This is a genomic window from Pseudomonadota bacterium, assembly GCA_018817425.1.
Taxonomy (GTDB): domain Bacteria; phylum Desulfobacterota; class Desulfobacteria; order Desulfobacterales; family RPRI01; genus RPRI01.
On sequence record JAHITX010000015.1, the window covers coordinates 15629 to 40254 of the forward strand.

General features: G+C 41.0%; 12 protein-coding genes, 2 tRNA genes and 1 pseudogene. 9 read left to right on the top strand and 6 right to left on the bottom strand.

Features of this window, described 5'->3' with window-relative positions; genetic code table 11:
• The first annotated feature begins 5 nt into the window (after positions 1-5).
• From KKC46_03935 to KKC46_03975, 9 genes and pseudogenes are all read left to right on the top strand, one after another.
• Positions 6-1976, top strand: coding sequence for a zinc-ribbon domain-containing protein (locus KKC46_03935; GenBank protein ID MBU1052966.1), 1971 nt, complete (start codon positions 6-8; stop codon positions 1974-1976).
• A 66-nt stretch (positions 1977-2042) separates the two neighbouring features.
• Positions 2043-2119: transfer RNA gene (locus KKC46_03940), tRNA-Met, on the top strand.
• A 300-nt stretch (positions 2120-2419) separates the two neighbouring features.
• Complete coding sequence (locus tag KKC46_03945) at positions 2420-2794, top strand: DUF1992 domain-containing protein (GenBank protein ID MBU1052967.1); 375 nt, start codon at positions 2420-2422, stop codon at positions 2792-2794.
• 25 nt (positions 2795-2819) lie between these two features.
• On the top strand, positions 2820-3782 hold the full coding sequence (locus KKC46_03950; GenBank protein MBU1052968.1) for a D-alanine--D-alanine ligase: 963 nt from the start codon (positions 2820-2822) through the stop codon (positions 3780-3782).
• A complete protein-coding gene (locus KKC46_03955) occupies positions 3779-4534 on the top strand; it encodes a hypothetical protein (GenBank protein MBU1052969.1) in 756 nt (251 codons plus the stop codon). Before KKC46_03950 ends, KKC46_03955 begins: the two co-directional genes overlap by 4 nt.
• Positions 4535-4572: 38 nt before the next feature.
• Positions 4573-6342, top strand: a complete 1770-nt coding sequence (gene purD, locus KKC46_03960; GenBank protein MBU1052970.1) for a phosphoribosylamine--glycine ligase — start codon at positions 4573-4575, stop codon at positions 6340-6342.
• Positions 6278-6958 (top strand): annotated as a pseudogene (locus tag KKC46_03965) (threonylcarbamoyl-AMP synthase). Before purD ends, KKC46_03965 begins: the two are co-directional and overlap by 65 nt.
• 54 nt (positions 6959-7012) lie before the next feature.
• Positions 7013-7546 (top strand): NUDIX hydrolase, encoded by a 534-nt coding sequence (locus KKC46_03970; GenBank protein ID MBU1052971.1) that lies wholly within the window; start codon positions 7013-7015, stop codon positions 7544-7546.
• Between the two features lie 62 nt (positions 7547-7608).
• A tRNA-Leu gene (locus KKC46_03975) sits at positions 7609-7695 on the top strand.
• Between the two features lie 76 nt (positions 7696-7771).
• Here the strand turns inward: KKC46_03975 and KKC46_03980 are convergent.
• The 6 genes from KKC46_03980 to KKC46_04005 all read right to left on the bottom strand — a co-directional run bounded on the left by KKC46_03980 (position 7772) and on the right by KKC46_04005 (position 24622).
• Complete coding sequence (locus KKC46_03980; GenBank protein ID MBU1052972.1) at positions 7772-9115, bottom strand: HlyD family type I secretion periplasmic adaptor subunit; 1344 nt, start codon at positions 9113-9115, stop codon at positions 7772-7774.
• Positions 9112-11211, bottom strand: a complete 2100-nt coding sequence (locus KKC46_03985) for a type I secretion system permease/ATPase (GenBank protein ID MBU1052973.1) — start codon at positions 11209-11211, stop codon at positions 9112-9114. The genes KKC46_03980 and KKC46_03985 overlap by 4 nt, the downstream gene beginning before the upstream one ends.
• A complete protein-coding gene (locus KKC46_03990; GenBank protein ID MBU1052974.1) occupies positions 11186-12574 on the bottom strand; it encodes a TolC family protein in 1389 nt (462 codons plus the stop codon). The genes KKC46_03985 and KKC46_03990 overlap by 26 nt, the downstream gene beginning before the upstream one ends.
• A gap of 221 nt (positions 12575-12795) precedes the next feature.
• Positions 12796-13263, bottom strand: a complete 468-nt coding sequence (locus tag KKC46_03995; protein ID MBU1052975.1) for a transposase — start codon at positions 13261-13263, stop codon at positions 12796-12798.
• A gap of 377 nt (positions 13264-13640) precedes the next feature.
• A complete protein-coding gene (locus KKC46_04000; GenBank protein ID MBU1052976.1) occupies positions 13641-24092 on the bottom strand; it encodes a putative Ig domain-containing protein in 10452 nt (3483 codons plus the stop codon).
• Positions 24089-24622, bottom strand: coding sequence for a M23 family metallopeptidase (locus tag KKC46_04005; protein ID MBU1052977.1), 534 nt, complete (start codon positions 24620-24622; stop codon positions 24089-24091). Before KKC46_04005 ends, KKC46_04000 begins: the two co-directional genes overlap by 4 nt.
• Positions 24623-24626 lie beyond the last annotated feature (4 nt).

The following is a 24626-nucleotide window of genomic DNA, read 5'->3' on the forward strand; positions in this document are numbered from 1 at the left end:
ATGCCATGATAGTTACCTGTAAGGGTTGCAGTACCAGTTTTAATTTGGAAGATGAACGAGTAAAAAAACCGGGATCAAAAGTTAGGTGTTCAATATGCAAAATTATTTTTATGGTATATCCGCCTGTTGCCACAGAAGAACAGGATCTCCCGGAAAGTATTGAAAAACAAGAGTTAGGAGTACCTCCGGTAAAGGCAGAAAATTACTCTTTTTCTGATTCGGAAGCTAGTGAAGCTATAGAAGAAGAAGTAAAACCAGAGGCTGAAGAAGTTGCGCAAGATGAAGAAGAACATGACTTTGCAGATTTAAGCGAAAGCCTTGAGAAACAAGAAGTTGTTACAACTGATGTTTCAGCTGACAGCAGCGATGAAAAACTTGAACTTTCCGATCCCGAAGACCTTAATATCTCAGAGTTTGAAGAAGCCTTAGGAAAAGAAGAAGCAAAGCCGGAGGCCGAAGAAGCTGTACAAGAGGAGGAAGAACTTGATTTTGCAGACTTAAGCGAAAGCCTTGAAATGGGGGACGTTGCTTCAACTGCTGACAGCAGGGAAAAGCCCGAAACTTCAGATTCCGAAGAAATAGATTTTTCTGAACTTGAAAAAATGCTTGAAAACGGTGAAATCAGTTTTGATAATCTTCTGTCTGAAGATAATGCTAATAAAGATGAATTAAAATTTAGTGACACAGAGGAGATTGATCTTTCTGAGATAGATGCAGCAATTGATAATTTCGAAGATTCGGATATAGAGGAAATAGATGAGATAGAGGATGATACAAAAGAATTAAAATTAGAATTTGAAAACGACCTGGACTCTCAGATTATAAAAAGCAACGGTGTGGAAGAACTGGATTTTTCCGATTTGGAAAGTATGCCTGATGTTGAAGAAATTTCAGATTCCACAGAAGATGACAATAAAACAGCCAACGACCTTACCCTCAGCTTAGATATAGAACCAGAGTCTTTTGCACAAACGACTGAGGCAGAGCCTGATGAGCTTGATTTTTCCGATTTGGAAAAAATGCTCGATAATGAAACAGGCACAGAGGAATCGGTTGTCAATCCTGCCGAAGAAACTGCCGAATTAATTTTAGAAATGGATATTCCTTCAGATAGCAATCAAGATCTTAATTTTGACGATACAGTCGCTTTGGATGAGGATACCCTTGATTTTTTAGATCTGGAAAAAATGCTCGATAATGAAACAATTGCAGATGAGCCAGTCAAAGAACTTTCAGATGAAACACTTGAAGTATCTATAGAGACTGATGTATCATCAGATAAGCAAGCTGATTATCTGGCAACAACTGTCGCTATAGATGATATGAAGCACTATTCCCGGCCAGACAGATCTGAGCCTGGAGATATGCATAAGCATGCGGCAGAGGATACAGTTATCGTAGGAGCGAAAAAACCATCCGGAACAGTGGTACCCCCTCCAATAAAAAAGAAGTCTTCAGGTAAGCTTTTATTGATTTTAGCCCTTATTGTGGTTTTGCTTCTGGGAGCTGCTGCATTCATTTTTTTCAAGCCTTTTGGTATTGAGGTCCCTTATGTCAGTGAATATATTGAATCCAAAATTGATAAAAACGGTAATTTAAAAATAACACCTATACGTCCTTCAATTAAGGGAGATTTTGTTGATACAAAATCCGGGACTCTTTTTGTAATTACTGGCAAAGTAAAAAATGATTACAGGCATCCGAGAAGTAACATTAAAGTTATTGGGGAAGTTTTTATTAAGGGAAAGCTTTACAAAGCCGAATCGGTTTATTGTGGCAATATTATATCCGAAGAAGATTTGTTGCAGATTGATCCTGCTATAATCCAAAAAAAATTACAAAACAGGTTTGGGGATAAGAAATCAAATATAAGCGTTAAGCCTGGAAGCATAATTCCTTTTATGGTTATATTTAAAAATCCTTCATCCGATCTGGATGAATTTAACATAAATGTTGAAAGCTCCATTAAAGGATAAAAAAAAAGAAAGCGATTTCAGCTTGACTTAGGCAATGTGAGCTGGTAGAAGGCCATTTCAAATTATGGCGATGTAGCTCAGTTGGTCAGAGCATGCGGCTCATATCCGCAGGGTCCGGGGTTCAAATCCCTGCATCGCCACCATTTCATAATCCATCTATATCCAATATAGTGCCAAACCCGTTAGAAATAGCGGGTTTTTTTATTTTCCAGTATAAAGTTCAAAATGACATTTTTTTCTAATTGTGACAAAGTCTCCGGATCCGGTTACCCTGAAAGTTAAAGTTATCTTTATTGACTGCAATCCGGGCGATATGCTATGAAAACCTGCTTGATAAGGAAAAAATGAAAATATTTCTCATTATATTAATTGAGTTACATTTACGGATTAATTTAGAAAACTTTCAGGAAATTAATTAAATATTACAAAGAGCAGATTAAATCATGTTGGATGGTTTCTATAAAATTGTTGAAGAAAGAATATTAAATGCCCAGCGCAAGGGAGAATTTGATAATCTTCCAGGCGCAGGAAAGCCTCTTATTCTTGAGGAAACCTGTATGGTTCCTGAAGATCTTCGTATTGCGTATAAAATATTAAAAAATGCAGATTATATTCCACCTGAAATTGAGCTTAAAAAAGAGATTGTCAAAACTGAAGAATTGCTTGCCGACATGGAAGAAACAGCTGAAAAATATCAGACGATAAAGAAGCTGAACTTTATGAAAATGAAACTAAATCTAATGAGAAACACTACTGTATTGTTTGAAGAAACCGAAATCTACGCTGAAAAATTAGTCAACCGGTTTGCTAAAAAATAATTGCTGTAAAAAGGATTTTATAATTGTGCAAAAGCTTACAATAGCACTTATCTCGGGAGGGATATCCGTTGAGCGGGAGGTATCCATAAATAGTGGGAATCAGGTTTATGAAGCCCTGGATAAAACAAAATATGATGTTATTCGTTATGATCCCAAATCAGACCTCTTGCGTCTCGTATCGGACTCATCAAATATAGATTTTGCACTTATTATACTTCACGGATATTATGGTGAAGACGGTACAATTCAGGGTCTGCTGGATCTTCTTGACATTCCTTACCAGGGGTCAGGTGTTCTGGGAAGTGCAGTGGCCATGAACAAGTTTGCTTCAAAACAGCTTTACGAACAATCGGGCATTCCGACTCCTCCTTATATAATAATCAAAAAAGGCGACCAGGTTGAATATAAAACCTGTGTAAAACGGCTTGGTACACCACTTATTGTAAAGCCTGTTTCAGGCGGTTCCAGCATTGGCATTTCAATTGTAAAATCGGATGAAGCGTATAAAAATGCTGTTCAAGCGGCTTTTTCCTGCGATGATACTGTGTTGGTAGAAACAGTTATAGAAGGTATCGAAATTACCGGCGGAGTTATAGGAAATAATGACCTTAAAACTTTGCCAATTGTTGAAATAATACCTGATAAAAGTTTTAATTTTTTTGATTACACCGCAAAATACACAAAAGGGGCAACCAAAGAGATTTGTCCTGCAAGGATTGATGATGATATGGCGCAAAAAGCACAAACCTATGCGAAGATGGCCCACAAAGCGCTTTTTTGCAGAGGCTACAGCAGGACGGATATGATGCTTGCCGGAAAAGAAATTTATGTTTTGGAAACAAACACTATTCCCGGTATGACTGCAACCAGTCTTTTGCCTTTAGCAGCAAAGGCCGCCGGTATATCTTTTGCTAAACTTCTCGATAAGCTTATTGAGTTTGGTATAGAAGAGCATAGAAAAATAAAAGATAGAAAAGGTGGCAAGTGATAATATCAAGTATTAAAGAATTAATGAATAATTATGAAGATGTCGGATCTGGAGATGTATTTAACGGAATAATCGGCTCCGACAGGATTAAGCAGGTTTTGATGATCGATCTTATTGAAAGAGGTGTGCTTTGTGTTCCTTCTCCTCTTTCGCAGACCATAAGCGGTTCTAAAGTTGTACAGGCTCTTTTTTTGAATAAGTGGATGGTCCCTCATACTCGTGCCATTTTAAGAAGAAGGGATCTTATAGACGCTGTCAGCTGTTACAACAGGCATAAAATAGACGTTGTTGTTACGAAAGAAGACCGCATGCACTGCGGATTTGGCATAAGGAAATGGGATTCGGTTGAGACTCTTTACAGCTTTATGTCAATGTCGGACTCATCTTATCCTTTTATATTGCAGCCATTGATAGAAGATTTTACGGATATTCGAGTGATAATTGCCGAAGATTATATTGAATCGTATACAAGATATAATCCGGATAATTTCAGGATGAATATGGCCGCAGGCGGATCAAGCACCCCCTTTACCCTTGACGAAGAAAAGAGGATTTTCTGTAAAACCGTTATGCAGCGGGGCAAGTTTCCTTTTGCACACATAGACATTATGGTAACTGCCGACAACAAATGTTATCTTTCCGAAATATCATTAGGCGGTGGTTTAAAAGGAGCTATTATCAACAGAGAAGAGCTTGATGCAAAAAAAAAGGCGATTGCAGATAAGATAATAAAAGAAAAGAGCATCGTTTAGATCAGGTGTTACTTGAAAAAATCTTTAGCGGAGGTTTTATGAAAATACTGGTAATCGGAAGCGGAGGAAGAGAACATGCGCTTGCATGGAAAATAGCACAAAGCCCAAAAGTAAAAAAAATCTTTTGCGCGCCGGGAAATGCGGGTATTGCAAATATTGCCGAATGTATTCCTATTAGTTCCGATGATATAACCAGTCTTTTGGAATTTGCTAAAAAGGAAAAAATCGCACTTACAATTGTCGGACCGGAGGCTCCTCTATCAAATGGAATAACAGACTTGTTTGAAAAAGCCGGGTTGAAAATTTTCGGATCTTCCATGAGAGCTTCCGAACTGGAATATAGCAAATGTTTTTCCAAAGAGCTGATGATAAAATATAAGATACCAACAGCTGCCGGTCAAATATTTTCAAATTATAAAAAAGCTGTAAGCTATATCCGCAAAACCAAAACTCCATGTGTTGTCAAGGCAGACGGACTTGCCGCCGGAAAGGGAGTCATCATATGCTCAACTGAAAAGCAGGCGATAGAAGCACTTGACGATATAATGATAAAACGCTCTTTCGGCAATGCTGGCAAAAGAGTTGTTATAGAAGAACTGCTTGCAGGAGAAGAAGCCTCGTTTCTTGCATTTACGGATGGGAAAACCGTTCTTCCTCTGCCGTCTTCACAGGATCACAAACCGATTTTTGATAAAGATAAAGGCCCGAATACTGGCGGTATGGGGGCTTATTCGCCTGCCCCGGTTGTTGATAAATATATTCATAAAAAAATCATGGAAGAGGTAATGATCCCCACTGTCCGGGCTATGGCTGCCGAGGGCAGACCCTACAAAGGTATTTTATATGCCGGACTTATGATTGATAAAGACAAAATCAGGGTTCTAGAGTTTAATTGCAGGTTTGGTGATCCCGAAGCCCAGGCTCTTTTAATTCGTATAAAAAGCGACTTAATTGAGATAATGGAGGCTGTAATAGAAGAAAGGCTTAATAATTGTACTATAGAAATTGATGATAGGGTATCAGTTTGTGTTGTGATGGCCTCAGGCGGTTATCCGGGCGCTTACAAAAAGGGGATCACTATAAATGGGCTTGAAGATGCAGCACGGATAAAAGATTCTATTGTATTTCATGCAGGCACTGCTATAAAAGCCGGTTCTGTGGTTGCAAATGGCGGGCGGGTTTTAGGCGTTACAGCGCTTGGCGATACCGTATCTGCTGCAATTGATAAAGCATACCGGGCTGTACTGAAAATCAACTGGAATGGTGTTCAGTTTAGAACAGATATAGGGCAAAAGGCTGTAAAACGGCTTAAAGCACATCCTTTGGTTTCGGTTATAATGGGAAGTGATTCAGATTATTCAGTGATGGAAGAAACAGTTGCCATATTGAAAAAATTCGATATCACCTTTGAAATCACTGTAGCATCAGCCCACAGAACTCCGGAAAAAGCAGCCAGGCTTGCTTTGAGCGCAAGAGAGCGTGGAGTAAAAGTAATAATTGCCGGTGCCGGCCATGCGGCACATCTTGCAGGAGTACTTGCAGCACATACTTCTCTTCCGGTGATTGGGGTTCCTATAGATTCGTCGTGTCTTTCAGGACTTGATTCCTTGTTGTCTACCGTTCAGATGCCACCAGGTGTGCCTGTGGCTACTGTTGCTATAGGTAAATCAGGGGCAAGAAATGCAGGAATACTGGCTGCCCAGATTCTTGCGCTTTCAGATCCGGCGCTTTGTACCATGCTTGATGAATTTAAAAAAGATATGGCAGCTCAGGTTGAAAAGAAAGCAAAAAAACTTGAATTATTTTGATAAAATTATAAAAATAGACCCGGATAAACCTGATCCGGAATTAATTAAAAAATCGGCATCGGTTATAAGAAGCGGTGGAGTAGTAGTATTTCCTGCCAGATGTCTTTACGGTCTTGCTGTTGATGCTTATAATGAAACAGCGGTTGAGAGGGTTTTTGAAATAAAGGGCCGTACGGAGAAAAAACCATTATTGGTCCTTGCGGACAGCCATCTGATGATATCCTGCGTTGTAAAAAATATTACTCCAATGGCTCAAAAGATCATGAAAAGCTTCTGGCCCGGATTAATTACTGTCATACTCGAGGCCAATACCAGTCTTCCGGCAAACCTTACTGCAGGAAGCGGTAAAATAGGTATCAGAAAACCGGGTCATCCTGTTGCTATGGCTCTGGTAAAAGCTGTAGGAGCACCGATAACCGGAACAAGCGCAAATATGTCGGGAGCCTCCGGCTGTTTTAGTATCCGGGATTTAGATCCTGAAATAGCTGAAAAAGCTGATCTTATAATTGACGCCGGAACGCTTAAGGGTGGTATAGGCTCAACAGTAGTTGATGTAACGGGAGAGCTTCCGGTTATTGTAAGAGAAGGCGAAGTATCCCGGGATGAAATATTGACGGCTATAGGAGTTTCATACCCCGCCACTTGTGCTATAAATAAAGTTGGAGTAAAAGTGTCGGCAATATTTAACGACAGTAAACTGATTTACAAAGGCAGGGTATTTAGCTTTTATTCAGACAATGTTACCCTGCCAAACGGACTTACGACAAACATTGATATAATCCGCCATCCCGGTGCATCTGCTATAGTACCCTTAACGGCTGAAAACGAGATAATATTGATCAAACAATACCGCTATGCAGCCGGAGACTTTATATGGGAAATCCCGGCCGGTGTTTTGGAACCTGATGAAACGCCGCTTGAATGCGCAAAAAGAGAACTTATCGAAGAAACCGGTTATAGTTCGAACAAAATGGAAAAATTAATCGAAATTTTACCTGTTCCCGGTTATTCTGACGAACGCATACATATCTTTCTTGCCACAGATCTTGTTGAATCAAAGCAAAATCTTGATAAGGATGAAATACTAAAAGTACACAAATTAAAATTAGATGATGTTATGGATATGATATCAAAAGGTGAGATTACAGACAGCAAAACAATATCAGGGCTTTGTCTTGCATTACGTTTTATGGTTCAAAGATAGAATAATAAAAAGCCTAAACTTGTTGACAATATCGTGAAATATTGATTATAAACCCAAAACGTGCCGGAGTGGTGAAACTGGTAGACGCAGAGGACTCAAAATCCTCCGAGGGCAACTTCGTGTCGGTTCAATTCCGACCTCCGGCACCATATTTTATTTAAGTATCTTACAGTTCATAGAACTATCGGCCATTTTTGCTTTGATCCCATGGCCCCAATAAACCCCTTACCTTACTTTCAACCCCTCATCAAGATATCGTATAATTGGGAAAAGGAAGAACTCTATTACCCGCCGTTTGCCTACATTAATCTCAGCAGTAACTGACATTCCGGGCTTCAGGGAATATACTGCGCCATTTTTGGTTTTAAGCTCTTTTGCTAAAAGTTTAAAACGAACCGGGTAGCCTCCGATTTCGCTCTTTTTTTCTTTTTCTTCATTATTATCTTTGCCGGCTTCCAGGCTATACGGGTTGATAGTTTCAACCAAGCCTTCGATTGTGCCGTATTTCTGAAAGTCGAAAGTTTCCACTTTAATTACACAGCGCTGCCCCTCATTTACAAAACCAATATCTTTGTTCATAACAACGGCATTAACCACCAAAGGAATGTTTTCGGGTACAAGGCTGACTACTGGCTGAGCTGTCGTAACAATACCACCAATTGTTTTCACAGTTAAAATATGGACAATACCATCTACCGGAGATATGATAAACCTTTTTCCCTGCTTAAATCTTATGCTGCTGACTTCAGCTTCAAGAGTATTTTTATTCTGCATATTTGCTGAAAACTCCGAAAGGAGCTTATCTTCAAAATTACTTTTGAAAGTTTCTATTTCATCCCTGATCCTGTTAAGCATTATAGCTGTTTGTTCCGATTGACCGGTCTTGACGCCCAAATCTTTCTCCAGATTCATTCTCTCTTTCATTTTTTCCCGGTATCGATTATCGGCAAGTGCTCCTATCTCTACTAGTGCCTTTTGTCGTTTTTCATCCTCTCTGGTAATCGCAATCAAACCGTTTATATTTTTCATTTCATTTTTAAGACTATAAAGCGCACTTTGAGTTTCTGCATACTCCTTTTCTTTTTCCTTAAGGGTTGATACGTATATATTTTTCTGAGCCTCATACTGGGCAATCTGTGCACTAACGGTTTCTTCCTGCGTTTCATTACTTGCCGGTAAAAAGTCTTTTCCGGTTAAAACTGCATCGATACGCTCCATAGCAAGCTTTGAAGATTCCAGATTTCTTTCCTTGCCTTCAAGATCGGCAGTATCAACTGATGGATCTATTTCCAGCAGAATGTCGCCCTTTTTTACGTAATCTCCTTCTTTAATATGAATGGCAGTCACAACTCCTGTTTCCAAAGGCTGCATTACCTTAACATCACCCAGAGGAACAATTTTGCCTTGCGCGGTTACGACCACATCAACTTTTACAAAGTACAAACCAAGTATAACAACAACCATTAGTGAGATTATCGTCCAGAGAAAATATGTTCCTATAGGATTAACGGGGCGGTCCTCAATTTCTGCTATTATGGGTTTAAAATCGTGGTAATCGTTGTTTTTCACAGGCGGTTTTCCTCCTGTTGTTTATAGAGATAAGCATATAGCCCGTTTTGACGCATCAGCGATTCCTGATTTCCGGTTTCCACAATCTTTCCCTTGTCTAATACAATAATCAATTCACAATCCCGCATGACCGAAAGCCTGTGAGCAATAAAGATAACCGTTCTGCCTTTTCTGATCATGTTCAGATTTTTATGGATAATCCGCTCCGATTCGTAATCCAGAGCGCTTGTTGCCTCGTCAAAAATAAGTATGTTCGGGTTTGTAATAAGCGCTCTTGCAATGGCAATCCGCTGCTTCTGGCCGCCCGACAAGGATGTTCCACGCTCTTCAACATAGGTATCGTAGCCTGTGGGCATTTCCGATATAAAATCGTGGGCTCCTGCGGCCCGGGCTGCCTGGATTATACGTTCCATATCCGCATCAGGCGATGCCATAGCTATATTTTCTTTAATTGTTCCGCTAAACAAAAAACATTCCTGCAATACTATTCCTGTTCTGTACCTTAAAAAAAGCGGATCAAGATGTTTTATATCAACGCCATCAATCAAAATCGAACCTTCCACAGGCAGATAAAGTCTTTGAATAAGCTTTGCAATCGTACTTTTACCGGAGCCGCTTCGGCCCACAATGCCTACCATCATGCCTGGATTGATATTAAAATTTATTCGATCAAGTACAAGCGGACCATCTGTTGCATAACGAAAGGATACTTCCTTTGCAGTAATGCCTCCTTTTAGCTGCTTGACCGTAATCGCTCCGCCCACAACTTCCGGGGGCGTATTTATAATATCCCCGATTCTGTCCAGCGAAAGCTTTGCTTGCTGAAAGTCCTGCCACATCTGAACAAGACGCAGTATCGGTCCGCTCAACTGCGATCCGAACATCTGAAAAGCAATAAGCTGACCCACGCTGAGTCTGCCGTCAAAGACCAGGCCAACTCCGAAATAGATTACAGCCAGTGTCATCGTCTTTTGAAGCATCTGCGAAAGAGTAACTGCGACATTACCCACATTGGAAAGTTTAAATGCCGAGAATATATAATCGCCCAGTTTGTTTTCCCAGTCCTTTATCATTTTGCCTTCAATCGCCAAAGACTTTATGGTCTGGACGCCGGTGATCGATTCAACCAGAAAAGACTGTGAGGCAGCGCCTTTCTGGAATTTATCTTCAAGTTTTGCCTTGATCATCGGAGTTGCTATAATGGAGATCAGAGCAATGGCAGCTACAAACGAAAGTACGATTAAAGTCAGATAGACGCTGTAGATAGCCATGATTACGACAAACAAGACTGAAAAAACGGTATCAAGGAGTACTGTAAGCGATATATTCGTCATAAACTGTCTTAAATTCTCAAGCTCACGAACCCTGGCTATTATATTTCCAACTTTTCTAACCTCAAAATATCGAAACGGCAAAGATAAAAGGTGCCGGTATACTTTTGCTCCTAGACTTGCATCGATTTTATTTGCCGTGTGGTATAAAAGATAATTTCGCATTAGGTTTAATATGGTATCGAACAAAAGAATAATCATAAAAGCGCCGGCCACAACTTTTAAAGTAGTCAAAGCGTGATGGGCAAGTACTTTATCGATGATAACCTGAATAAAAAGCGGGGTAACAAGGCCAAATGTCTGTATAAATAAGGATGAAAGAATAACAGCTGAAAAAACGGGCCGGTGCTTGAAAAACTCCTTGAAAAGCCATTTGATATTAAGATAAAATTCGGTTTTGGTAAATCTAGGATATACTACGATTGCTTCATTGTTCCAGAAAGAATCGAAGTCTTCAGCATTCATCTCCTTCATTTTTTTCTCAACGCAGTCAAAAACGAAAAACTTATCATCTTTTTTGCCCGCAAGGACATGGTAATTTCCATCCTGTGAAATAATTATAGATGGTGTTGGGTACTTTAAAAGCTCATCGGTGGATTTAAGTTTTTTATACCTTGCACGTATACTGTGATCTTTTAGTATCCTCAATATTTCTTCAGGCTTCAGCTCTTCTTCAACAAAATAGCGCCTTTTTACAGCCTGCATATCGATTACTACAGAATGAATTTTCGATACTACTTCAATACTTGTAAGCCCGGTTTCCATAATACTCACTAATAAATTGTTTATAATCCGTTTCCAGTGCAAGCCGCTTTTCATATATGGCAACAGCATGTTGTGCAATCTTCAAATCACGCAAAACTGCAAGAGCATCTTTTTCCACTTCCATGATATCTATCATGCTTCTTTCCCCAAAACCGTTTGCCATTTTAGTGATATCTAAAATTTTACTATACCTGTCATATAGTTTCTTGTAATGCTCCAGGGATTTTGACAGTTCTACATACCCGGCATACAGCGTTTTGATATCCCGGCCCTTTTCCTCAATAACCGCTTTAATGGTTTCTTCCTGTCTTCTTAGTTCAAAAATGCTTTTCTTGCGCTCCCAGTTTCTCACACCACCGTCAAAAAGTGGAAGGCTAATCAGGATTCCTGCCGAATATGAAGTTTCCCGGATATCCCGCATAGAGCCTTCAAGATTATCCGGGTCGTTGCCATAATAGTCATAGCGCCCGTAAAGTGAAATATCAGGCAAGTAATTGTTCGCATCTGCTTTCTCTTTAAGTCTTAAGGCTTCAAGCTCAACCATGCGTGCCTTGTATTCCGGTGTATTTTCAATAAGCTTAGTAAATGATACAATCTGCATTCTGCTATCAGAAGCCAGTAATTCAAATTCCAGTTCATTACTGTAATCCATACCAATATAGCTTCTCAAACGCTCAAGATTCTCATTTAGTTCCTTCTTCAGAGAAGATATTTGCCGTTTTGTATCAGCAATTTCCGCTTCCGCCTTCAGGACATCTTCGTAAGCTGTCTGACCACCGGCAAAGGCATTTTCCTTTAAGTTCAGAATACTTTGCAAAAGCTTTAAGGTCTTTTCAGCATAACCTATTTTGATCTTTCCTTCAGCTGCTGCACTATAAGCATCAGTCAGCTCTAAAAGCAGCTTTTTGGTTTCTATATCGCAATCATAATAACTCGCATCTTTTAATTTTTCATAATAACCAACTTCAAATCTCTTTTTGTACCAATGCGAAAGATAGTACTGACCCCACAGGTACATGCTTGATCTCCATGCGTTTGTTTCACCGCCGATTATTTCGTTTGAGATGGATTTGATTCCCTGATTATTATTCTTATCGAGATTTTCGTATTTTTCAAAGCGGCTGTTTGCAGTAATTTCCGGATACAAGCCTGCAAAGTTCTGGCGGTATGTTGCGTTCGAAATATTAATTTCTTCAATCTTAACTCTGATACGTGCAGAATTGTTCAAGGTATTTTTAACGGCATCATGATAGGTAAGCATTTCTGCTCTTGATAAGGAAATATTTGATATAATCAGCAGCAAAGCCGGTAGTAAATAACGAACAAAAAAAAAGACCTTTAAAGGACGAGCGAATTTGACCAATTATTTCCCCCACAACCCAAATATCAAAAAGTAGGGCAGCATTTCACATGCCGCCACGATATGGCACAATATATTGTTTAAACTTCATCTTTCGTTACGCCACAAACATCATTCGGCGGGGTATAAAACCCCGCCCTACGTTTCATTCTCCCGTAGGGCGGGGTTTTATACCCCGCCAATCCCACCTGTAGGGCGGTATTTTATATGCCGCCACGCATATCCTATAAATTAAATTCCAATGATCCTGCATATGGATAATTGCCAAACCTTATTTCTATTCCTGCCCTCACCGGATTCCCAATTATATACTTTGTAACCGTATAAACATCTTCATCCGATCTAAGAATATGATCATAAAAACTTTTCTGAAATTTAATCCCTTTTCCTTTTTTACGGCAATGCGATATAAATCTCCCTTTCAGATGTTTTACAAATTCAATGACATTTAAATTATCGGATGGTTCCGTCAGGATATGTACATGGTCCGGCATAATACAATAAGCATATAAAGGATTGTTTCCCTGTCTTGCCACTTCAATCATTAGGTTACATAATTCTCTTGCCATATCAGCATCATGAAAATATGGGCATCTTTTATGAGTGCCAATAATAATATGGACAACATTACCTTTCGCAGAATAGAGATCCTGATTTTTTAAACGGGGATGTTTACGATCTCTAAATTGCATGATTCATATTTGCCTCCGGCGGGGTATAAAACCCCGCATCTCCCGTAGGGCGGTATTTCACATGCCGCCACGTTTTGGCACCATCCGTAATTTTACTACCATTTTGTATTACACCGCCGTCATCATCCGGCGGGGTATAAAACCCCGCCCTACGTCTCAATCCCTCGTAGGGCGGTATTTCACATGCCGCCGTGTTTTGGCACCATCCGTTATTTAACTACCATTTTGCATTGCACCGCCACCATCTTTCGGCGGGGTATAAAACCCCGCCCTACGTTTCATTCTCCCGTAGGGCGGTATTTTACATGCCGCCATGGCATTCCCTCTGTGCCCTCTGTTAACTGTCAACTGTGAACCGGCAACCGTGAACCGTTCTTCTATCCCTGCTGCCAGCTCTGAGAAAGAATATTAATATATGTCTGGTCGTTTTGCATGGCGTTATATTTCTGTATTATATCCATTCCGGCATCGTTATTGATTGCGCTCATTGTGTTTACGATATTATCTATGTCCTGCCGGGTGATATACTGCCCGTCCGTTACTTCAAGGCGTTCTATACCGTTTGTGTAAAACCAGGATGTATTTTCAAACTGATCTGTAATCTTCATATAGTTGTTTTCATCTACGAACAGATAAAGGTCATCATCTTGTTTTACTATCACAGGTTCGGTTGAAGATATTCCGTCCGTCATCTTGATAATATCATTATCAAAATTAAAAAAGTAACCGGCGGGTTCGTTTATGATGTCCTTGCCATCCGTCCTGCTAAAGAGATAAGTATCACTGCCATACTCTCCGTTAAGTATGTCGTTGCCAGCGCCACCCCTGATGTTGTCTGAGCCACTGCCACCGTTTATTGTATCGTTTCCAGATCCTCCGTAAAGCGTATCGTTTCCTGATTCACCATAAAGCAAGTCTTCACCGTTTCCGCCTATAAGATTGTCATTGCCGGAGTTTCCATAAAGAATATCATTACCGTTGCCTCCGTCCATAGTGTCGGAAAATAAGGATCCGTAAATGGTATCATTGCCATCTTCGCCAAATAGTGCCCCTTGACCCATACCGCCATAAATCGTGTCATTACCTGATCCGGAATGGATTGTATCAGAACCCATAAAACCGTATATTGTATCGTCATGCCGTCCTGTCTGTATATTGTCGTTAAATATTGTTCCCCAGGTAACCTTCGATTCAATAACAAAATCGTTTATATCTATTTCCGGTTCGCCAGAAAAGGATACGTTCTCAATAGGCATTGTTCCATCAGGGTTTAATACTATATCAATTCCCTGATCCGTCTCGTTTCCTTCTTCGTCAAGAACCCGAAGATGTGCATATGTATCATCTTTTCTGATTACAGTATGGTCGAAATCAAGCCCTGTACCTAAGATTATCGTATCGCTTCCAGCGCTGTCATAAATACTATCAAGGCCGTCTCCGGTGTTATAAATATATTGATCGTTTCCATCTCCTCCGTATAAAATATCATTTCCGATTCCGCCGGTCAGTATATCATCACCGTCTCCTGCTTCAATTGTATCATTTCCTCCCAATCCGTATATCAAGTTGCTATGCATTGTTCCGATCAGGTTATCGTCATTTTCAGTACCCACAATGACATTAATTTGTACATCTATATTAAAAGAACTGGATACACTTACTCCGGCGCTATCCGTTGCGGTTACCTCTATAGATTTTGTACCAATACCAACCGCTGTGCCGCTGAAAGTCATTGTTTCCGCATCAAATGTCAGCCAGGATGGAAGTGGGGTTCCATCAGAAAGAGTTGCACTGTAAGTCAGGCTGTCGCCTAAATCGATGTCAGCAAAGGTGTTGCCGGGAACTGTAAAGCTAAAGACGGTATCCTCCATTGTTGTCTGATCAGTAATCGGATATACAACAACCGGTGCATCGTTAACATTCTCTATTGTAAGATTGAATTCATCCGATACACTCTCACCAGCTGTATCAGTAGCCGTTATTTTAAGCGGCAGTATTCCGACATTGTCGTTGACTGGTGTGCCGCTGAAGGTTATTGTTTCCGCATCAAAAGTCAGCCAGGACGGAAGTGGGGTTCCATCGGCAAGTGTGGCACTGTATGTCAGACTGTCTCCTGCATCGATATCCGAAAAAGTGTTGCCCGGAACTGTAAAACTAAAAGCGGCATCCTCCATTGTTATCTGATCAGTAATCGGATTTTCAATAATCGGCGGTTGATTGAAAAAATCTGTAAGATTCTTTTGACTGCCATCGGCAAATTGCAAAGTTCGGACAACAAGGGAACCGGCAATTTCGTCTATATCAAAGTTCAGCAAATTAATAGCATCGCCATTACTGCCGACATTTATCAACAAGCTCCCGTTATTGTCTATAAGTGTGAGGTCGCTTGCTGTAATTCCCTCGCCGAAAAGGATTGTATTGCCTTCAGCAAGCGTGGAGGTATCCTCGATTGTATCAAAACCATCACCAATATTGAAAATATAGGTATCATTGCCCGCACCGCCTGAAAGCAGGTCAACACCTTCTCCGCCTGAAAGTATATCGGCTCCACCCTCTCCGTAAATTGAGTCATCTCCGGCATTGCCACTTAGAGTATCTGCTCCGTCCCCGCCATTCAAAATATTTGCGGCGGCGTTTCCGGTAATATTATTATCCAAATCATTACCTGTACCATCTATAGTATCTGAGCCTGAAAGAATAAGATTTTCAACATTTTCGGGAAGGCTGTAACTTATAGAAGTATTTACGCTGTCATCTCCTTCGTTTAATGATTCGATAACGCTGTCGCCTGTATTATCCACAAAATAGCTGTCATTGCCCAAACCGCCTGTCATAACATCAGCTCCGGTTCCGCCGTTTATAATATCGTTTCCGGCAAGACCCGAAATATTGTCATAAGCACTAGTTCCTGTTATATTGTCATCACCATCAGTTCCAGTGATATGAATGCCGTATTGTTGTATAAAATCAGCAAATGCTATTTCAGTAAAATTCTCAAACTCAAAAGTTTCTACTACTTTGGCAGTAGCTGCATCGTTTGGATCAAAACCGGGAAGAAGAATTCCGTCTCCACTGTTTCCAACATTTATCTTCAAAGTGGTGTTTTCAAAGGTAAGTGTTATATCAACCGGGGCAATACCTGGTCCGAATACTATCCTGTTTCCTTCTCCCGGAGCAGATATGTCATTTATTGTATCAAGCCCGTCGCCAAGATTATAAATATATGTATCATTATGCGCACCTCCGCTTAATATATCGTTTCCGGTTCCGCCGGTAATAGTATCACTGCCTTCTCCCGTCGTAATAATATCATTTCCGCCCTTGCCGTTTATTGTATCATCGCCTGAGCCGGTGGTAATAATATCGTCTCCTTCTGTGCCGAGAAGATCGGTAACATTCATAGTGGTTCCGTCAAAAAACTCTATTGTGCGCACGGTAAGAGAACCGCTTGTTTCTGAAGGATCAAAATTCATTAATTTTATGGAATCTTCCCCCGTACCCACATTAATGGTCAGGATACCGTCTTCACGGGCAATCGACAGGTCTTCACTTGAAATCCCTTCTCCGAAATAAATAAGGTTTCCTTCTCCAGCCGATGCAACATCGTAAATGGTATCTGCTCCATCACCAATGTTGAATACATATGTGTCATCACCCGTTCCACCGTAAAGGGTATCATCCTGTGTACCACCTGTAAGCGTATCATCGCCAGAATTTCCGTTTAAAATATCCGAACCTTCATATCCATACAGCCTGTCTGTAACATTTGTTCCGCTGAGATTGTCATCCCCACTGCCGCCCTGTACAATGAAAGTATTTTGAACCAGTTGTTCGTAGTTTATAATCGTTCCATCCGCAAACTGGAAATTATCGACAGCATGGGTTCCGTAATCCGCTTCATCGGGATCAAAACCTGTAAGATGAACTTCATTTCCGGTTTCTCCTATTCGGATGATCAGCTTGCCATCACTAAAACTGATGCTTCTGTTCATATCTTCAAGAGTAATGCCTTCCCCGAAAACAAGGGTGTTGCCTTCCGAAGCATCAGCTATATCATCTATTATATCTATTCCATCGCCCTGGTTGAAAATATAAGTATCGTCACCTTCGCCACCTGTTAGAATATCATTTCCCATACCGCCGGCTAAAGTATCGTTTCCGGAATTTCCATAAATTCTGTCGACTGCCGCAGTTCCTGATAATATATCGTCCTCATTTGCACCGATAATATCAAAACCGCGATCAATAAGCTCACCATATGTAAGTATCTGACCACCCTCAAACTGGAAGTACTCTATGGCATGCGAGCCATATGGATCATTTGCATCAAAGCCGGTAATGCTTATTGAATCGCCACTATTTCCGGGAGTAATAATCAGAATGTTTAAATCAGGATCATGGCTTAAACGGATATCATCAGGTATTATTCCTGCACCGAATATTAAAGTGTTGGGCGCTTCAAGCGTTGATTCGTCATTAATAATATCTGCACCGTCCCCCGTATTAAAGTAATAGCTGTCATTACCTGTACCTCCGTAAATATCATCGTTTCCTGTGCCTGGAATGAAGGTGTCGTCTGCGCTCGTTCCGCTAAGTTCATCACTTCCGCTTGTTCCCGTAAAAGTAAATCCAAGTCCGAGAATATCGGCGTAAGTAAAAACCGACCCATCACTAAACTTGAATTCTTCAACCGCATGTACTCCGTATGCATCATCAGGGTTGAATCCTTCCAGACGAAGTGCATCGCCGTTTTGGCCAACTTCTATAACAAGCGCATTATCTTCAACCTTCAAATTTAAGTCAGATATCGAAATTCCTGCGCCGAATTCAACCATGTTTCCGGCATTTTGTGCTGTGGCGTCTATTATGGTATCTATGCCATCTCCCAGATTGAATATGTATGTATCGTTTCCGCTGCCACCATCAATAGTGTCGTTTCCCTGTCCGGCGTTAATAATATCATCTCCGCCAAAGGTCGTAATGGTATCATTCGTATTGGTGCCGGATATCAAATCATCAGTTTCGGTTCCGCTAATTTCAAAACCTTTGGCAATCAATTGCTCATATGTAAGAACTTCTCCCGAATCAAATTCATAGCTGTTTACAGCTCTTGTTCCATAAACGTCGGCAGGGTTAAAGCTATTCAGTGTTATGGAATCACCCTGATCTCCTACCATGATTGTAAATGAGTCCTGTCCTGCAATCAGTTTAAGATCATCGGGTATTATGTTTTCGCCTAATATGATTCGGTTACCGCCTGTGACATCGGCAAGGTCATTTATAGTAAGATTGCCTTCCCCCAAATTAAAAAAGTAAGTATCGTCACCTGAGCCGCCACTAATGATATCGTTTCCGCCAAGTCCTTCAATTGTGTCATCACCTTCACCGGCTTCAATAATATCCGTATCTGCGCCTACGATAATCCAGTCATTTCCCGCTCCGGTGCTTATGTTATTCTGCCCGCCTTCATCATAAATAAAGTCATCACCACTTCCGGAAGTAATCCGGTCATCACCGGACCCGGTAATAATATTGTTATCGCCGTCTCCTGCATTTACTATGTTATTTCCTCCTCCTGCATCAATAGTGTCATCACCGGCTCTGGCGTTTATTATATCATCCGAATCTCCCATAATATAAGTTTCCGGTTGTGCAAAAAGATCCCCCGTTTGAGCGTATGCAACCGCATAATCTCCTCCAGCCATATCAACAGTACCTGTGATTTCAAAAACATTTGTTGCTTCCGTAAATAATGGGATGGGATCTTCATCATTATCGTATGCCTGAATCAGATCATTTTTGAGCGACTCGATAATTCCGGTCAGATCGAATATTCGTGCATTTCCATTTGCATCTATAAACTGCACACGGCTTATGCTGCTTTCATCAGGTGGAAGATTAGTATCATAATAAAAATCAGTCCAGATTTCATCCGTACTTTCCCCAACACGAAGCATAAGATCTCCGTACTCATCGATATATCCCTTAATGTCTTCCGGGCTTATATCTGCGCCAAAAGATATTGTATCCACATCACCGGCATTCCAGTCATAACTATTATCTATATAATCCAGGCCGTCTCCGCGATTAAACGCATAAACATCATTGCCAGCTCCTCCTTCTATATAGTCTTCACCCGGACCCCCGGCTATTACATCATCACCAGCTTCCCCAAAGAGGTCATCATTGCCGAAACCTCCTGCAACCACATCGTTACCGCTTCCGGCAGATACATTATCGTTTTGACCCAAAGCTTCAATTCTGTCATTGCCTTCATAGCCATATATGTTGTCGTTCGCAACGCTGCCGCGCAAAAAATCATTGCCCTCCCAGCCATACTGATCGCCGATTACACCGTTGTCGGCCCTTGTAATAATATCTTGCAGTGTAAGCTCCTGACCATCGGCAAAAACAAATTTCTTTATTGCAAGATCCGTAGCTTCAAAACCTCCCAATTCATCAGATGCATTGATAAGCATCCCCTCGTTGTTACCTATACCGATTGCAAGTTTAACCTGTATACCTCCTCCGGGGATAATACCCATAACACTCATTACTGGCTCTTCACTTGCCGAATAAAATACGCCTCCCTGCTCCTCAACACTCAACTGAATTGAAAGATCATCGGGTGTTATTCCTGGACCGAATTTTATGGTGTCATAGGATTCTGGGCTATCAACGAAACGGGACCAAACAGTATCAAAACCATCTCCGCGTCCGAACGAGATAGTATTTTCACCCTGTTCCGTTATGATTACATCATCACCGGGACCTCCCTCAATAGTATTTGTTCCGGAGCCTGCATCAAGATAGTAATCGTTGCCTGCCCCTCCGTAAATACTGTCATTACCTTCTCCACCGTATATTTCATCATTGCCATCTCCACCAAACAGTGTGTCGTTTTCCTCAAGCCCGTAGATATTGTCATTCCCACCTCCGCCGTCAATAACGTCGCTATATACGGTACCTATTATAGTATCATCAAGCTCACTCGGAGTGTTTGACATGGCCTCAATATCATCTCTGGTCCAGATTGTTGCATCCGATTCAAAAACAATTTGATCGATTCCGTTTCTTTCGCCTAAAAACCAGTCTTTGATCTCAAGACGGTCGTTTGTATCGTTTATCACAATACAAAGATCATAACCGCTGGCTTTTAGTTCTACTTCGGAAGGCAGTATATCCTTTATTAAAACAGTATCAAAACCGGCCGATAGATCGTCTGCTTCATAAATTATATCTTTTCCGTAACCGGGAGCAAACACATAGGTGTCATTGCCTGTTTTTCCGGTAAGCACATCATCGCCTTCTTTTCCGTCCATTATATCATCAGAGCTATAGCCTGTTAAGACCTCGGCTTCGGAAGTACCCTCAAGAGCAAGCTGCTTAAGCATTGCAATATCCCAAACCGTTCCGTCTGCAAACCGGATTTCATCAATCCTTTCAGATTCATTTCCTTCATCAGCAAACCAGTTTTCGACTGTCATGCTGTCGCCGGTATCCTTCTTGGTTACAACAAGGTCATCTTCATTTCTGCGAATTTGAATTGAATCAGTTGTAATGCCTTCATCAATCAGAATCGTATCAATGCTTGAAACTTCGCTGTCAGAACCTCTTATTACATCCTGCCCCGAACCGGCCTTAAAAATAAATGTATCGCTGCCTTCGTTTCCTTCAAGAAAATCATCGCCTTCATCCCCGGATATTATGTCGTTTCCTGTACCGCCATGTAGATAATCAACCCCGGTTCCTCCATTGATAATGTCGTCTCCGTCTCCTCCGTAAATTACATCAATATCCTCATTGCCGGACAGAGTATCACTGCCTGCTTCACCGTAAATCCAGTCATTACCGGCTCCACCAGAGATAGTATCATCGCCCTTCCGTCCGTAAAGAAAATCAGTCCCATTAAATCCGCTTATAATATCATCCGTGTTATATCCGATAAGTATATCGTTCGCATCTGTTCCAAGAAGTACTTTCGCCTTAATTGCATTAACATCCCAAACCGTACCGTCAGCAAACTGTATATGCTCTATCTGCCATTCGGCGCTTTCATCAAAGAACCAGTTTAAAACCGTAAGTTTGTCTCCAGTATCTTTTATGGTTAATACCAGGTCGTTTTTCTTGTGCTGTATTAAAATATCATCAGGCACAATATCGGAACCAAGTAAAATAGTATCAATATTGCCCGGTGTTTTATCACGATCAACTACTGTATCATTCCCGTATCCCCTTCCGAACAAATAGATGTCATCACCGTTCGCGCTGTTATATGTATACGGCATTGGCCCATAGTAATTCCATCCATTTGAGTTGCTTCCATATAGAATATCGTCCCCCTGACCGCCGTCATAAATATCATTGCCTGATTCACCATATAACGTATCATCGCCTTCACCGCCTGTAAGGATATCGTTCCCGCTGTGGCTGTAAATTCTATCGTTGCCCGAACCGCCTTCAATTGTGTCATCACCGCCCAATCCATACAAATAATCATTGCCACCCAAGCCTTGAATATAATCCTGATCGGAAAATCCGGCGATTGACTCGCTATCGTCTGTTCCGGTTAAAAACAGAATTTCTTTAATGGTATCGGAGCTCCAGACAGTACCATCAGCAAACTTGAATTGCTCTATTACTTTACGAAATTCACTGTCATGGTTTAAAACGCAATCCTTTATTAAAAGAGAATCCTGCGTATCGATAATGCTTAGTTTAATATCATAGTTTCCGGAACGTTCTATCTTGATATCGGATGGAGCAATATCTTCCCCGAATTCAACAATGTCAATATTGCCTGCTGTCATATCCGTTTCATCAATTATATCCTGTCCACTGCCTCTGTTAAAAATATACGTATCATTTCCGGCACCTCCGTAAAGAGTATCGTTTCCTGAATCACCGTAAATTAAGTCATTGCCGGCTGTACCATATATTGTATCGTTTCCTCCAAGCCCGTGTAGTGTATCATCACCCGATGTGCCGTAAATAATATCATCCGTTTCCGAGGGCACTAAGATCAAGTCGGATATTGCATCCACATCCCATATTGTACCATCCATGAACTGAATTTGTTCCACTCTGTTTAATGGGCTGTCGTTTTTGAAGAAGTCCTGCACTGTCATTGTGTCGGTAGTATTATTGATCTTTACTACCAGGTTATTACCCACCCGTCTTAACGTGATATCATCGGGCGTAAGATTACTTCCTATCCAGATTGTGTCCGTATTTCCTTCCGTGGAATCTGTATCTATTATTTTATCCTGTCCCGAACCCAAACGGAATATATAAGTATCATTGCCGCCTTCGCCTTTGAGTTGATCATTGCCTATTCCGCCGTCCAGTATATCATCACCGTCTCCTGCCCAGATACGGTCATTGCCTGCCCCGGCTACAAGAATAGAGTCTCCGATTCGATTAATAAGAGTTTCGTTACGTGATGTGCCGTATATTGCATCTGATCCAGCAAGGCCGTTTATATATCCGTCTCCTTCTGTAAGGCTTCCTATAACTGCATCGGCATTATTTGTTCCTTCGATATGTGGTGACCATGTTCGCTGACCTTCACCCTTTTCATCATAAACGGGCAATCCTCCGCTATCTATCACCCAGTCAAGAGACGGGTCTTGTGAGATGAAGGTCTCACGGAAGGAGAGATAGTCAACCATATCTTGTGCGCCAAGGCCTCGAAGTATTCTGCTGAATTCTGAGAGAAGGGTTTTACCCTGATCATAATTGTCAGATAGAGCAGCTTGAATATCGGTTGTTATTGCACTCATGTCTGCTTTTACCTTTAGTGTGGTATCATCACATGTGTAGTATATTTTACTGTATAGGTCTTTGAGATGTGTCTGAACCATGAGTTGAGCATAAAACATCTCTGAAAGCCTTCGGAATGACTCGTTAAGAGGAATAGCCGCCGCAGAGGTTGGATTTGAGCCGTTGGCTCCGACAAATTCTTGCCCAAAGAATTTCTCAAGAGTTGCAAGTTTTTTGGCATCAACATTTGCACCTCTACTGTTTACTGCAATACCATCGGTTCCAGCCCATCTGAAGATGATCTGATTCATTATGTTCTTTCTGGTATTGACATCGGTTGTAGCAATGAATTGTTCTACTATTGCTTTCAACTGCCCGCTTGAATCTCTTACAATTGCTTGTTGGAGTTCGTAAATATTGTTAGACGCCTGTAAGTTTGGCAGAGCAGCAATATCCTCCGGCACTTCAAGCCAAACTTCCGCTATCGTATAAGTTGTGTTTCTTTGGAGATTATAGCCTCCTATCTCACCAATATTACCGCCTGTTTTTTCAAAACTGCCAATTCTTGCCTGGATATTACCTTCGGAATCGATTTCCCCGGTAGGTGTTGAATCTATGTTTATAGATTGAATCCCAACTTCTTCTAATGTATGCAGTTCATCTGGGGCCGAAAGGCCATCCCCATCAAAATCCTGCCATATTTTCAAATCACTCCAAACAGCATCATTGGAATCAATCTTTCCGTCTCCGTTATCATCTAAATCAGCCAATGCCTGAAAGCCATTTACAGCATTGCTTCCGTTCTTCAATATAGTCTGATCTCCAAACAGCTCTTTACCACTGTCTATAGTTCCATTTTTATTCACGTCTCTCACAAGTAGCCCATCACCCGGTGCGGCCCAGCCTGTCTGCTCCGCGAAACCGTCGCCGTCATGGTCAAAATAAGTCCCGCCTTCAACATCGGTGGTCTGTATTCCATCGCCATCAAGATCAAGGATAAGAGGATCTATGAGGTTTGGTAGCGTTGCTAAAGTTGCGGATTCGAAAAGCAAAATATATTCCTTCATAAGTTCTTCATAATTAAAAAAAATAATTGATACGGAAACAACCAGTATGTTTCAGGATCTATATACTGGCCCTTCGGTCCCAAAATTTTATAGTCAATATGTGGGAGGTATTCATTTGCTCCATAAATACCATCACCATTTTGGTCACCGCGTCCACCCATTTGACCTATTGTTTGACCTGCTTCAACGATATCACCCTTTTTCACATTCCAACTGTCAAGGTGACATATGCGATGCCTGTTCCCATTTGCGTCAGTAATCTCAACTATACCCCAATTGTTATTTACATCGGTTATTTTGCCTTTTACAGGTGAATCGACAAAAGGGTGCGAATCATTAATAAATGGAGCCCTGTTGCCATTTGCATCTCTATAGTTAAAATCTACACCATTGTGTTTACGGCCACCTTTCCTCGGAGCATTTACATCTTGCCTAACCCCACCATCATAAAATATATCTGGATAATATGTTGTCCCATTAATATCTGTATATGGTTTTAAAATTTGATTTTTAACCTCTTCAAATGCCATGGCA